This window comes from Pseudomonas sp. FYR_5 (assembly GCF_043106315.1).
GTDB classification, from domain to species: Bacteria; Pseudomonadota; Gammaproteobacteria; order Pseudomonadales; family Pseudomonadaceae; genus Aquipseudomonas; species Aquipseudomonas putida_Y.
Genome location: NZ_JBICMK010000117.1, coordinates 20,656 through 32,735, shown reverse-complemented (window position 1 = coordinate 32,735; position 12,080 = coordinate 20,656). Strand labels below are relative to the sequence as shown.

Below are 12,080 nucleotides of genomic sequence, written 5' to 3'. Positions count from 1 at the left end.
AAACCCTGCTTTTGTCGACCGGAGGGGCCATGGCCATGCTGGGCTGCATGTGCCCACGCCCAAGAATGCTTGCCTGCACATATGGTAATACGTATATTCGGTTTTCCATATGTGCAGGCACCCCCATGATCACTCCGCCCGATGTCTTCAAGAGCCTCTCTGACGAAACCCGCGCTCGCGCCACCCTGCTTATCGCCAGCCTGGGCGAACTGTGCGTCTGCGAACTGATGTGCGCGCTGGACGACAGCCAGCCCAAGATCAGTCGCCATCTGGCACAACTGCGCAGCAATGGCATGCTGCTGGACCGCCGTCAGGGCCAGTGGGTGTATTACCGCTTGAATCCGGAGCTGCCTTCCTGGGTTCACGAGATGCTGCAGGTCACCTTGCAAGCCAATTCGCAATGGCTGGCAGACAACGCCCTTCGGCTGAAGAACATGGACGGCCGCCCCGTTCGTGATTCGGCCTGCTGCTGATCATCACCAAGCGAGATATTCATGCTACCCGCCATTGCTGTCTTCGTATTCACCCTCATATTGGTCATCTGGCAGCCCAAGGGGCTCGGGGTCGGCTGGAGCGCCGCGCTAGGCGCCCTCATCGCCCTGGCTGCAGGCGTAGTTTCCCTGCATGACATCCCTGCCGTATGGGCCATTGTCTGGAACGCCACCGCCACGTTCATCGCGGTCATCATCATCAGCTTGCTGCTGGATGAGGCGGGTTTCTTCGAATGGGCCGCATTGCATGTAGCGCGCTGGGCAAACGGCGGCGGCTACCGCCTGTTCGCCTTCTGTGTACTGCTCGGTGCCGCTGTATCGGCGCTGTTCGCCAACGACGGTGCGGCGCTGATCCTCACCCCCATCGTCATGTCGATGCTGCTCGCGCTGCGCTTTTCGCCTGCAGCGACACTGGCCTTTGTCATGGCAGCAGGCTTCATTGCCGACACGGCAAGCCTGCCGCTGGTGGTCTCCAACCTGGTCAACATCGTTTCGGCCGACTACTTCGGCCTGGGCTTCGCCGAATACGCATCGGTGATGGTGCCGGTGAATATCGCCAGCGTGGCGGCTACCCTGCTGGTGCTATTTCTGTTCTTCCGTCGTGATATCCCCAAGCAGTACGCGCTCGATGCGCTGAAGGCGCCGAGCGAGGCAATTCACGACCACGCCACCTTCAAAGTCGGTTGGTGGGTGCTGCTGGTGTTGCTTGCAGGCCTGTTCGCACTGGAACCTCTGGGTATCCCGATCAGTGCGGTGGCCGCCGTCTGTGCCGTAATCCTCTTTGCCGTGGCCGCTCGCGGTCACCGCATCTCAACCCGTCGCGTGTTGCGGGAAGCGCCGTGGCAGGTGGTGATCTTTTCTCTGGGCATGTATCTGGTGGTGTACGGCCTGAAGAACGCCGGCCTTACCGACATGCTCACCCAGCTGCTGGACTGGCTTGCCGGGCACGGACTGTGGAGCGCGGCCATTGGCACCGGGTTGATCTCCGCGCTGCTGTCCTCAGTCATGAACAACATGCCCAGCGTGCTGATCGGCGCATTGTCGATCCAGGCCAGCGGCGCAGAGGGCCTGGTACGTGAGGCGATGATCTACGCCAACGTCATCGGCTGCGACCTCGGCCCGAAGATCACCCCGATCGGCAGCCTCGCCACGCTGCTTTGGCTGCATGTGCTGGCGCGTAAAGGCATGCGCATCACCTGGGGTTACTACTTCAAGGTCGGCCTGCTGCTCACGGTACCGGTTTTGCTGATCACCCTTTCTGCTCTGGCACTGCGCCTGAGCCTCTGACGTTCGCCCCCCCAGCGGAGGAGCCCTCCATGCGAGTCCTGTTCATGTGCACGGCCAACAGCTGCCGCAGCATCCTTTCCGAAGCAATGTTCAACCACCTGGCACCGCCCGGTTTCGAGGCAGTCAGCTCTGGCAGCTTCCCCAAGGGCCAGGTGTTGCCACGCAGCCTGAGCACGTTGCAGCAGGCCAATATCTCGACCGAGGGCCTGAGCAGCAAAGGCAACGATGCGTTCGAGGGCAACCCGCCAGACATCGTCATCACCGTCTGCGACAAGGCCGCAGGCGAAGCCTGCCCGGTGTATTTCGGCCCTGCGCTGAAGTCACATTGGGGGCTGGAAGACCCGTCCGATGTCGTGGGTGACGAAGCTACGGTCGATGCGGCTTTCCGGGCCACACTGGCCCGCATCGAATCTCGCTGCCAAGCCTTCTTCGCACTGCCGTTCGATCAACTCGACCGCGCGCAGCTCAAGCACGCGCTGGATCGCATCGGCTCGCTTTGAACAGGAAAAAACATGTCCGAGCAACTGCCTAACCTCGACCTCACGCTGTTCGACCTGCCGCCTTCGGCAACCCGAGCCTGCGAACACAAACCACGCATCCTGCTGCTATACGGGTCTACCCGAGAACGCTCCTTCAGTCGCTTGCTGGTAGAAGAAGCCGCACGCCTACTGGAGCACTTCGGTGCTGAAACCCGCACCTTCGACCCGTCGGGCCTGCCGCTGCCTGACGATGTACCCGTGGAGCATCCCAAAGTGCAGGAGCTGCGTGACCTGGTGCAGTGGTCAGAAGGCCAGGTGTGGTGCTCGCCGGAGCGCCATGGGGCGATGTCGGCGGTGTTCAAGGCACAGATTGACTGGATTCCCTTGGCGCTGGGTGCGCTGCGCCCCACCCAAGGCAAGACCCTGGCCGTGATGCAGGTGTGCGGCGGCTCGCAGTCGTTCAACGTGGTCAACCAGTTGCGCGTGCTGGGCCGCTGGATGCGGATGTTCACCATCCCGAACCAGTCTTCGGTGCCCAAGGCTTATCTGGAGTTCGACGATGCCGGGCGGATGAAGCCATCGCCCTACTACGATCGCGTGGTTGATGTCATGGAGGAGCTGGTGAAGTTCACCGTCCTGCTACGCGACCGCCAGGCATTCCTGGTGGATCGCTATTCGGAGCGCAAGGAAAGCGCCGAGCAGCTATCTGAGCGGGTCAATCAGCGATCCATCTGAAGCAAAGGTGATTCAGGACAGTGGAAACGACAAGCTAGCGGCCAGCCCGCCAGCGGCTCTGTTTTCAAGACGTACCTGCCCCCCCATGCGGTCGATGATCGTCGCGACGATGGAGAGCCCAAGGCCAGCACCATTTGGGCTATTGCGGCTATAAAAGCGCTCGAATACACGAGAAAGGCTCTCCTCATCGATACCCGTCCCTTCATCCTCGACGACCAGTTCGACGCTGCTGTCCAGGCGCTTCAGTGACACGGCTATCCGCCCCCCAGGCGGTGAATGTTCTACCGCGTTGGACACCAGGTTCTGTAGCGCAATGCCCAGCGCGCCGGCGTCGATCTGCAGGTGGTGGTCCCCTTCGTCGATGTCCAGCGAGGGTTCCAGGCCACGGTCCAGTATCCATGGGGTCAGTTCAGCCAGGGTTTCGGTGACGACCTCGGCCAGGTCGACCCGGGTGCTGGCTCGCTGCCCCAGTCTTGGCTCGACGCGGGCCAATGTCAGCAACTGGTTTACCACCCGTGTGAGCCGATCGACCCCGCCCACAAGAAAGCCCAGGGCTTTCTGGCGCTCGGCATCATTGCTGGCGGCCAGCGCGTTCTGCGCGTGCAGCCGCAGTACGGCCAGAGGCGTACGCATTTCGTGGGCAGCATCGGCAATGAAGCGATGTTCACGCCGCAGCAGATCGTCGATCTGCGCCAGCAAGCGATTGATGGCGGCCTGCATGGGCTCCAGTTCAGTGGGAAGCGGTACCAGTTGCAGCGGCTCCAGCGAATCGGCATGGCGTCTGCGGATGACATTGGCCATGTTCTGCAGTGGCCTCAGCCCCCAGCCGATCGCAGCCCACACCAGCAGTGCCAACGCCAGGCTGCCAAGCAGGAACGGGAACAGCGTGTGGCGAACGATGCGGTCGATCAGGTCGTAGCGCACATCATCACGTTCACCCACCCAGATAAGCCAGTGTTTTTCCGGCACCGGCAAAACGAAGCCGCGCCATTGTTCACCGCCACTGGAAAAGTCGTAGAACCCTGGAGCAGTAGGTGGTGGGTCGATTGGCGGCGCACTGGGTGTATGCACCAGCAACGCCATGCCTTCCCCCCAGACCTGGAACGCCAGTTTGCTTTCGTAAGGGTGCCCCACCTGATGGCGCCCTGCTTTGCCCAAGGCGTCATTGAAGGCCTGATAAAGCGCATCACGCGAGCCCTCTTGTACCGGCATGCTCATGACGCCTTGCAGCAAACGCGCGTTCTGGGCCAGGTGCGCGTCATACACCTCGTTAATTTCGTGGCTGCTGTCGTGGTAGTTATAGAGCGCGAGCAAGCCGGTACCGAGCAGCAGCAAGAGCATCACGCGCCACAGCGTGCGCTGGCGAAGCGAGGTCATGCCTTGACCTCGACCAGATAGCCGATGCCGCGCACCGTGCGAATCAGGCCGTTGAACAGCTTCTTGCGCAGGTGGTAGATGTTCACCTCCAGCGTGTTGCTCTCCGGCTCTTCATCCCAGCCATACAGCAGCTGAGTCAGGCGCTCACGCGTGAATACCTTGCCGGGCTGTGCCAGCAGCTCATGCAACAGCACATACTCTTTGGGGGTGAGCACAACCTCGACGCCGTTGTATTGCACTTGCTGGGTGGTCGGGTCCAGGCTGACCCCGGCATGCTCGATCAGCACCTTGGCGCGCCCGACGCTGCGCCGCAGCAAGGCGCGCAAGCGTGCCTTGAGCTCGTTGAGGTCGAAAGGCTTGACCAGGTAATCATCGGCGCCGGCATCCAGGCCGGCAATGCGATCATCGAGGGCATCCCGTGCGGTGAGGATCAGCACCGGCAAACTGTCGCCGCCGGCGCGTAACCGCCTGAGTAGCTCGAGGCCATCCATGCGGGGCAATCCAAGATCCAGGATCACCAGGTCGAAGGTCTCGTGCTGCAACGCATGCAAGCCACTGACACCGTCGCGCAACCAGTCGAGGGTGTAGCCCTCCTGGCGCAAGCCGTCGCAGATCCCTTCCCCCAGCGCGATGTCATCCTCAACCAGCAACAGCCGCATGTTCAGTCCTGTTTGTCCTTGATGGCCTTGAGTAAAGCATCGATATCGGCACGCCGGCCCTGGTCAGCCAACTCACGCCCCGGCCGGGGCGGTGCCTGCAAGGCTTTCTGCAGGGCTGCGGTAGCTTCAGGGTAGCGCTTTTGCCGATACAGATGATCGGCCCAGAAATAGTTGCTGTCGATACCGTTGGGGTTGATCTGCAAGGCTTTGCGCAGCATCTTGTCGGCCATCTCGGCATCACCGAAACCGATAGGCCAGCCGGGCACCTGGTCATACAGCGTGCCCAGGCTGGTGTAGGCCGAACCCTGCAGGGCGTTGGGGTCCAGCTTCATGGCCTGCTCCAGGCTGGCTTTCGCCGCCTTGACCTTGCCCAGTGCACCGAGGCCACCCGTCGCCCCCGCCCAACTGCTGTTGATGATGCCCTCCCAGATCAAGGGTTCAGGTGTGCCGGGATACTGATGAACAAATGTTGCTGCATCGCCTGCCAGCTTTTCGAAGGCGTCGGCACGCTTATCCTTGGGCATTTGGTACTGAATCTGCGCCCAGCGCTGCTGCAGATCACTCAGGCGCTGGCTGCCTGCCTGGTCCAATGCCCAGGTGAAGGGTGCAAATGCCAGCAAGCTGGCGATGAACAGACGCTTCATTGGTTCGACTCCTTGGAATGGCTACCGATATAGCGGCGAATGACGGGCAGTTGCTTGCGCAGTGCGCGGTCGACCATGCCCGGCAACATGCCGTTGATTCGCACGAAGAGCTTTTCCGGCCACCCCAGATAAAGTTCGGTGCGCTCGGATTGCACCGCCTGAAGCACAGCACGAGCGACGTCCGCCGGGTCGTCCATGCCAACTTTCAGCGCTTGATTGAGCGCAGTCGCAGCGCTGCTGTTCATCGTTGTGCGGGTCGCCCGGGGGGCGGCATACAGCACGTTCACCGTGGTATCGGCCAACTCGCGGCGCAGCGCTTCCGAAAAACCACGCAGCGCAAACTTGCTGGCGCAGTAGGTGGCGTAGCCGGGGTAGCCGATCGACCCATAGGTCGACCCGACATTCACCACCAACGCCTTGGGCTGAGCACGCAGCAACGGCAGGCAGGCCCGTGTCAGCTGCAAGGGCGCCTTCAGGTTGATGTCCAATAGCTCGTCCAGCGCATGCTCATCCAGCTGGTCGAGCAGAGCGAAGCGATTCACGCCTGCCGCGTTGATCAGCACATTGACAGCCCCCATCTCGCGTGCCCGCTCGATGACGTGTTCGCGCCCTGACGGGCTGCGCAGGTCGGCTTCCTGCCAGCGCAGCCGGTCGGGGTACCGATTCATCAGGCCAGCCAGCTTGCCCATATGCCGGCTGACCGCCAACACTTGGGCACCGGCAGCGCAGAGCTGTTCAGCCAGTTCCAGGCCTATGCCCCCACTGGCGCCGGTGAGGATCACCACGGACTCAGCCAAACGCATGATGCACCTCTTGCTGCCCGGCACGCGGCAGGCCCTGGAACATCTCGGTGTACAAGCGGTAGACGACCTTGGCCGCATGGAGGACGGCCTGCTGGTCACCGGCATCGTCGAGGCGGTCCATCAACTGTTTGTAGGTCACCATGTGGTCCTGGTCGAGCGCACCGTGCGAGCTGAGGTAGCTGAAGGCCTGGTCAGGCAGGGCCAATGTGTTCTGGATAACGCCCGCCGCCTGGGTGGCCAGGGCGATGCTGGTGCCTTCGAGCACGTTGACCATGCCGAACAACCCGACCGGGTTGCCGCGGGCGATCAGGTCGTACAGGTAGGCGACCATCAGCTCGATGGATTGCACCGGCTGGCCATCGCGCACGGTCTCCCAGTCACCGCCGCACGCTTTGATGTCGTTGAGGATCCACTGCTCGTGGCCGTATTCCTCCTCGATGTATTCGCAGACCGCGCCGCGCAGCCACTCCAGCCGTAGCGGCAATCGTGCCCCACAGGCCATCATCAGCGGCACGGTATGGCGCACATGGTAATAAGCCTGGGTCAGGAACGCGACGTAGCTGTCCAGGCTGACCTGGCCGGCCAGGGCCTCGCGGATCACCGGTACGGCGAACAGCGCCTGACGCTCTTGGGCGGTTTGTACTTGCAGGGTGTCGAAAAAGGACATTATGAACCTCACAACGAGATGTCGGATAACAGGGTGTGGTAACGCTGCAAGATCGCCTCACGTCGCGGGCGGCCATTGGCAGTCAGGGTTTCGTCAAGCGTGCTCAGAGGCACAGGTAAACGGCGCCAGGCATGCACCCGGGCGTAATCGGGCAACCGCGCGTTGCATTGCTGTACGGCCTGTTCGATGGCCTCGTCGCTGATGCCGGGATCCAGTGGCCAGAGCAAGGCAAGGTTGTTTGGCAGGGCTTCGCCATGCACGAAGGCCTGGGCGATCACGCCACTTTGGCTCAGCTCGGCTTCCACCCACTCCGGGTTGACGTTGCGCCCGAAGCTGGTAATGAACTGGTGCTTCTTGCGGCCATCCAGATACAGATAGCCATCCTCATCGAGGTGGCCTACATCGCCTGTTGCCCACCACTGCCCGGTTACAGGCGGCTCTCCCAGGTAGCCCAGCAATATCGAGCCGGCCACCAGGACTTCGCCATCGTCGGCGATGCGCACCTGCACATGCGGCAACGGCTTGCCAACGCTCCCCGGGCGTACAGCCCCTGTGCGGTTGAGCGCCACTACCGAGGCGCACTCGGACAAGCCGTAACCTTCGAACACCGGCAAACCGACCGCCTCGGCCCGCGCGAGCAGGCTTGGCGATACCCGAGCACCGCCTACCGCCACCAAACGCAGTGGGCCGACCCGCATCAGCCCACGCTCGATCGCTGTCACCAACCCCATCAGCAACTGCGGCACAAGGATCAGGCTTTGCGCCCCACTGAGGGCGATTGCGCCCAGCAGGCGCTTGAAGTCGACCTGGCTTGCCCCTCCCATCCCCAACTGCTGCTGTGGATAGAGCTGCACACAAGCGCCAGCCATGAGCGCGGCGTAGACGCCCAGGTTTTCCAGCAAAACGCCCAGTGGCAGTACCGCCAGGTATCGCTGCGGCTCGGCTGGGCGGCTGGCGGTCTCCAGCTCATGCGCCACACGCAGCATGGTTTCAGCGCTCAGGCACACGCCTTTGGGCGTGCCGGTGCTACCGGAGGTGTAAGTGATCTTGGCAGTGCCCTCAGGCAGCGCCGGGGCGACAACACTGTCACGCAGCCAGACATTAGCTGGTGCCTGCCGGTCAAAGCCAAGCGCAGTGAGCTGATCAGCCCACTGCGCCTCGCACACCACCGCCGTGACTCCGCTTTGCCGCAAGCAGTGCTGGAACTGGGCTGCGCTGAAAAACGACGGCACTGTCACACTGGCACGTTCAGCGAACAGCGCCGCCAGATCCCAGAATAGCGCTTCGGGCCCGTTATCCAGCACCACGGCGAAGGTTCCCGCAGGTTGGTTGCGCAGGCTGGCCGCGCGAGATTCGACTTCGTCGAGCAGTTGCTGGTAGGTGTAACGCTGCGCATCTCCCTGGACGGCCACGGCGTCAGGATGTTCCAGGGCGTGTTGGCGCAACAGTGCCTGAAAGGCTGTCAGTTCATGCCGCATGGCCGGTCTCCAGGGCTAACATGGGAAACCCAAGCCGCTCGAACATGCCCGCCTGCTTCAGGGCATCGAAGCCAAAGCCTATGTTGCCGGCAAATACCTGTGGTCGCTGGTCGTAGTAGGTCCCCCATTGGTCCACTTGGCCCTGCAAGCGCGCAGGATCCGCTGAGGCCAGAACAGTGGGCACCAGCCCCAGTCGCTGGAAACTGTTGAACAGTGTCGCGGCGCCCGTGAATGCCACCCACTCCAAACCGCGCATGGCCAGCAACCACGTCACGGCGATGATCATTATTCGAGCGCTGCCGGCGCTGAGCGAGGCCAGGTTGCCTACTTCTACCATGCAGTTGCGATCCGCCGAGGCACCGGTTACCCGTGAAACAGCAGATTCCAGAGGCTCGTCCAGATACCGCTCAAGGAAGAGCGGCCCTTCGCTGGCCGGTCGCATGCCTGCCGCCGCGATCAGGCGACCGTGGCTACCCTGCAAGGCAAGCAGTTCCGGCAGGTAATGTTTCACATCCGCCTGGTGCACGCTGGCAAAGCGCTCGTGTATGAAGTGCTCCAGCTCGCCGCGCCCTTGATCGCCGCTGAGGTGAAGAGAAAGATGCGCCTGATGATCGACATGGCTACCGATGGGTAACGGAAGCAAACTGTGCCATTGATGAGTCTGAGTCATGAAATTTCCCCGCCTGGGTGCGACGGAGGGAATTATCGGGGCCGAATCTGAATGCAATCTGAAGTCGGCTACTGTCGGAACGCCTTAGCCCGGCGCTCGTTCATGTGCTGCATTCACTATGATCGAGCACGACGCGTACCCAGCTCGATCCAGACGGGCGCATGGTCGCTGGCCTTGGCCTCGTTGCGCACCCATGCATCGACACCCGCCCGTTTCAAATAAGGCGCAAGCTCGTGGTTGAGCAACAGGTGATCGATTCGCAACCCAGCATTGCGGGCCCAGTGGTTACGGAAATAGTCCCAGAAGGTGTAGACACGCTCGTCCGGGTACAGATGGCGTATGGCATCGAGCCAGCCCTGGTCTAGCAGTCGTTGGTAACACGCTCGCGACTCGGGCTGCAGCAGTGCGTCCTTCAGCCAGGAACGCGGGTTGTAGATATCCATGTCGGTGGGCACGACATTGAAATCCCCTGCCAGCAGCGTGGGGTGGCCACTTTCATAGAGGCTGCGCGCATGCTGGATCAGGCATTCGAACCAGTGCAGCTTGTAATCGAACTTGGGCCCGGGCTGCGGGTTGCCGTTCGGCAGGTAGAGACAAGCGACCAACACCCCGTGTGCAGCGGCTTCCAGATAGCGGCTCTGGCTGTCCTCTTCCATGCCGGGCAAACCGCGGCGAACCTCGAGCGGATCGCTGCCCCGCACCAGAATGGCCACGCCGTTCCATGACGGTTGCCCATGATGAAGGCTGCCATAGCCTGCCGCCTCCAGCTCCGCACGAGGGAACTGCTGATCGGCCGCCTTCAGCTCCTGCAGGCAGGCGATGTCGGGCTGCTCCCGCTCCAGCCAGGCCAGCAGCGCCGGCAAACGGCTGCGGATGCCATTGATGTTGAAGGTGGCAATCTTCAGCGCTTTCATGCGTCCGGGTCGCTCACATGGGCCTGCACGGCATCTTCCAGCGCGCGGATATGCGCCTCATCGGCCAGCGCCTTGAGCGCCAACCAGTCGTCCCAATCGATGGCACCGTCGTCGCGCAGGGCCTCGGCTGTGCGAAGCAGTTCATGGTGGTAGGCATCCGGTGACGCGCGCCGGTAACTGATGTCGTCGTACTGGGCGTACCAGGCTTCAAGCGCGGCAATGTTGCGTTCGATGCTCATGAAAGCGTCCTCGCTGTACCCTTTGCTTGTCAGAACCTGGGCACAGCGCGACGTTCAATCAGGGCGTCACTGAAAGTAATGGGGATACAGCGCCATGTCGCTCTCCAGCTTGTCCGCATCCGCTGCCCTCTTGCGCACTTCGGCATAAAAAAGCTGGCACTGGTTCTGAAACCTGGTGAAATCGCGGTTGGCAGCTTCAATGGCACTGCTCAGGTCGCTCCCCTCAAGGCCCTCGACAAGTCGCTGTGATGAGGTATACGCCTGCCAGCAGGCTTCAACCTGCTGCAGCCCCTTTGCAAGGTTCTCGGTGTCGATAGTCGCCATTGCTGCACCCTCTTTGGACCGACCCTGGTCCGTCGGTGTGAATCGCCAGAGCGACGATAACGGGATGAAGCCTGTAACGACGCGCTTCGGCTGAGAGCGTAGACCATTCCAGCGCAGATCACGCAGGGTCAACGCAGATAGTCCTGAACCCACTTCACCCAGCAATCAGCGCCAATCTTCACCAAGGCATCATTGAAATCGTAGTGGGGGTTATGCACCGAGCAACCATGGAACTCGCCCGTGCCATTGCCCAGCATGAAGTAACAGCCAGGCCGCGCCTGCAACATGTAGGCAAAGTCTTCGGTGCCCATGACCTTCTTCGGCATCTTGTCCAGCAGCGCGCCGTCGGCGAACAGCGGCCTCAGGCTGTCACGCAGCAACGCGCTTTCGTGATCGCTGTTGCACAAGGCGGGCGCCAGTTGGGTGAATTGCACATCGATCTCCACGCCATAGCTTTCTGCGTGCCCCTTGGCCAGGGCGTCAATGCGGCTGTTGATCTTCTGCTGGGTCTGGGCCGTGTCGGTGCGCACGCTCAGCAACATGCAGGCCTCGTCAGGGATGATGTTGTAGACGGTGCCGGCCTGGATCATGCCGATGCTGATCACGGCGTAGTCCTCGACGCTCAGGTTGCGCGACTTGATGGTCTGGATGCCACTGATCAGGCTGTTCAACGCCATCACCGGGTCTACCGACAGTTCCGGCATCGCCCCATGCCCGCCTTTACCGGTAATCCGAATGCTGACACGTTCGGAAGACGCCATGGTGGGCCCCGCCTGCACCACGCACGTGCCCACCGGCAGGCCGGGCATGTTATGCAGCGCATACACCGAGTCGCACGGAAAGCGCTCGAACAGGCCGTCGTCGATCATCGCCTTGGCCCCCGCCAGGCCTTCCTCGTCGGGCTGGAATATCACGTTCAACGTGCCGTTGAACTGGCGTGTAGCCGCCAGTTGCGCAGCGGCTGCCAGCAGGATCGCGGTATGCCCGTCATGGCCGCAGGCATGCATGCGGCCGGGGATCTTGCTGGCATGCGCAAACGCATTCTTTTCGCCCATGGGCAGTGCGTCCATGTCTGCGCGTAAACCGATGCTGCGCGGACTGTCCCCCACTTTCAGCACGCCAACCACTCCATGCCCGCCCACATTGCGATGCACTTCATAGCCCAAAGCTTGCAGCTTGTCGGCTACCAGGGCCGCTGTATCGGGGGTGTCGCCGCCAATTTCCGGCGCAGCGTGGATCTGCCGGCGCAGCATGACGAACTCATCCAGCTCGGCGGCTGAGCCCGGTGTTTGATTGCTCTGCAAAATACCCAT

15 protein-coding genes are annotated in these 12,080 nt (G+C 61.9%); 4 read left to right on the top strand and 11 right to left on the bottom strand.

The annotated features are described in order from the left end of the window. Positions 1–125 precede the first annotated feature (125 nt). From ACF8RA_RS24625 to arsH, 4 genes are read left to right on the top strand one after another with little or no spacing between them, the layout of a single operon-like run. A complete protein-coding gene (locus ACF8RA_RS24625) occupies positions 126–473 on the top strand; it encodes a metalloregulator ArsR/SmtB family transcription factor (RefSeq protein ID WP_021782273.1) in 348 nt (115 codons plus the stop codon). A 21-nt stretch (positions 474–494) separates the two neighbouring features. After that, entirely contained in the window at positions 495–1,778 is a 1,284-nt protein-coding gene (locus ACF8RA_RS24620; RefSeq protein WP_392462422.1) for an arsenic transporter, read from the top strand. 29 nt (positions 1,779–1,807) lie between these two features. Beyond that, entirely contained in the window at positions 1,808–2,278 is a 471-nt protein-coding gene (locus ACF8RA_RS24615) for an arsenate reductase ArsC (protein WP_176684069.1), read from the top strand. Positions 2,279–2,290: 12 nt separating this feature from the next. Then, positions 2,291–2,992: an arsenical resistance protein ArsH gene (gene arsH, locus ACF8RA_RS24610; RefSeq protein WP_176684070.1), complete on the top strand. Its 702-nt coding sequence runs from the start codon at positions 2,291–2,293 to the stop codon at positions 2,990–2,992. A 12-nt stretch (positions 2,993–3,004) separates the two neighbouring features. Here the strand turns inward: arsH and ACF8RA_RS24605 are convergent, their stop codons facing one another. The 11 genes from ACF8RA_RS24605 to ACF8RA_RS24555 all read right to left on the bottom strand — a co-directional run bounded on the left by ACF8RA_RS24605 (position 3,005) and on the right by ACF8RA_RS24555 (position 12,080). Then, a complete protein-coding gene (locus ACF8RA_RS24605) occupies positions 3,005–4,369 on the bottom strand; it encodes an ATP-binding protein (protein WP_339443188.1) in 1,365 nt (454 codons plus the stop codon). Continuing rightward, on the bottom strand, positions 4,366–5,028 hold the full coding sequence (locus ACF8RA_RS24600) for a response regulator (RefSeq protein ID WP_010953629.1): 663 nt from the start codon (positions 5,026–5,028) through the stop codon (positions 4,366–4,368). The genes ACF8RA_RS24605 and ACF8RA_RS24600 overlap by 4 nt, the downstream gene beginning before the upstream one ends. Before the next feature lie 2 nt (positions 5,029–5,030). Continuing rightward, complete coding sequence (locus ACF8RA_RS24595; protein WP_176684072.1) at positions 5,031–5,672, bottom strand: hypothetical protein; 642 nt, start codon at positions 5,670–5,672, stop codon at positions 5,031–5,033. Then, complete coding sequence (locus ACF8RA_RS24590) at positions 5,669–6,475, bottom strand: SDR family oxidoreductase (protein ID WP_209966572.1); 807 nt, start codon at positions 6,473–6,475, stop codon at positions 5,669–5,671. Before ACF8RA_RS24590 ends, ACF8RA_RS24595 begins: the two co-directional genes overlap by 4 nt. Then, on the bottom strand, positions 6,462–7,142 hold the full coding sequence (locus tag ACF8RA_RS24585) for a TenA family transcriptional regulator (RefSeq protein ID WP_176684074.1): 681 nt from the start codon (positions 7,140–7,142) through the stop codon (positions 6,462–6,464). The genes ACF8RA_RS24590 and ACF8RA_RS24585 overlap by 14 nt, the downstream gene beginning before the upstream one ends. Positions 7,143–7,150: 8 nt before the next feature. Beyond that, positions 7,151–8,620 carry an AMP-binding protein gene (locus ACF8RA_RS24580; protein WP_392488700.1) on the bottom strand — a complete coding sequence of 490 codons (1,470 nt, stop codon included), beginning with the start codon at positions 8,618–8,620 and terminating at the stop codon, positions 7,151–7,153. Then, positions 8,610–9,290 carry a thermostable hemolysin gene (locus ACF8RA_RS24575; RefSeq protein ID WP_176684076.1) on the bottom strand — a complete coding sequence of 227 codons (681 nt, stop codon included), beginning with the start codon at positions 9,288–9,290 and terminating at the stop codon, positions 8,610–8,612. The genes ACF8RA_RS24580 and ACF8RA_RS24575 overlap by 11 nt, the downstream gene beginning before the upstream one ends. A gap of 116 nt (positions 9,291–9,406) precedes the next feature. Then, positions 9,407–10,204, bottom strand: a complete 798-nt coding sequence (gene xth / locus ACF8RA_RS24570; protein ID WP_176684077.1) for an exodeoxyribonuclease III — start codon at positions 10,202–10,204, stop codon at positions 9,407–9,409. After that, positions 10,201–10,443: a hypothetical protein gene (locus ACF8RA_RS24565; protein WP_392488699.1), complete on the bottom strand. Its 243-nt coding sequence runs from the start codon at positions 10,441–10,443 to the stop codon at positions 10,201–10,203. Before ACF8RA_RS24565 ends, xth begins: the two co-directional genes overlap by 4 nt. A gap of 66 nt (positions 10,444–10,509) precedes the next feature. Continuing rightward, positions 10,510–10,767 (bottom strand): hypothetical protein, encoded by a 258-nt coding sequence (locus ACF8RA_RS24560; protein ID WP_176684079.1) that lies wholly within the window; start codon positions 10,765–10,767, stop codon positions 10,510–10,512. Positions 10,768–10,895: 128 nt separating this feature from the next. Continuing rightward, positions 10,896–12,080 carry a M20 aminoacylase family protein gene (locus tag ACF8RA_RS24555; protein WP_392462432.1) on the bottom strand — a complete coding sequence of 395 codons (1,185 nt, stop codon included), beginning with the start codon at positions 12,078–12,080 and terminating at the stop codon, positions 10,896–10,898.

Coding starts and splice junctions, on each gene's coding strand:
- ACF8RA_RS24565 (WP_392488699.1), bottom strand. CDS start 10,443: ATGAGCATCGAACGCAACATTGCCGCGCTTGAAGCCTGGTACGCCCAG.
- ACF8RA_RS24575 (WP_176684076.1), bottom strand. CDS start 9,290: ATGACTCAGACTCATCAATGGCACAGTTTGCTTCCGTTACCCATCGGT.
- ACF8RA_RS24585 (WP_176684074.1), bottom strand. CDS start 7,142: ATGTCCTTTTTCGACACCCTGCAAGTACAAACCGCCCAAGAGCGTCAG.
- ACF8RA_RS24615 (WP_176684069.1), top strand. CDS start 1,808: ATGCGAGTCCTGTTCATGTGCACGGCCAACAGCTGCCGCAGCATCCTT.
- ACF8RA_RS24580 (WP_392488700.1), bottom strand. CDS start 8,620: ATGCGGCATGAACTGACAGCCTTTCAGGCACTGTTGCGCCAACACGCC.
- ACF8RA_RS24605 (WP_339443188.1), bottom strand. CDS start 4,369: ATGACCTCGCTTCGCCAGCGCACGCTGTGGCGCGTGATGCTCTTGCTG.
- ACF8RA_RS24600 (WP_010953629.1), bottom strand. CDS start 5,028: ATGCGGCTGTTGCTGGTTGAGGATGACATCGCGCTGGGGGAAGGGATC.
- ACF8RA_RS24560 (WP_176684079.1), bottom strand. CDS start 10,767: ATGGCGACTATCGACACCGAGAACCTTGCAAAGGGGCTGCAGCAGGTT.
- arsH (WP_176684070.1), top strand. CDS start 2,291: ATGTCCGAGCAACTGCCTAACCTCGACCTCACGCTGTTCGACCTGCCG.
- ACF8RA_RS24625 (WP_021782273.1), top strand. CDS start 126: ATGATCACTCCGCCCGATGTCTTCAAGAGCCTCTCTGACGAAACCCGC.
- ACF8RA_RS24595 (WP_176684072.1), bottom strand. CDS start 5,672: ATGAAGCGTCTGTTCATCGCCAGCTTGCTGGCATTTGCACCCTTCACC.
- ACF8RA_RS24620 (WP_392462422.1), top strand. CDS start 495: ATGCTACCCGCCATTGCTGTCTTCGTATTCACCCTCATATTGGTCATC.
- xth (WP_176684077.1), bottom strand. CDS start 10,204: ATGAAAGCGCTGAAGATTGCCACCTTCAACATCAATGGCATCCGCAGC.
- ACF8RA_RS24590 (WP_209966572.1), bottom strand. CDS start 6,475: ATGCGTTTGGCTGAGTCCGTGGTGATCCTCACCGGCGCCAGTGGGGGC.
- ACF8RA_RS24555 (WP_392462432.1), bottom strand. CDS start 12,080: ATGGGTATTTTGCAGAGCAATCAAACACCGGGCTCAGCCGCCGAGCTG.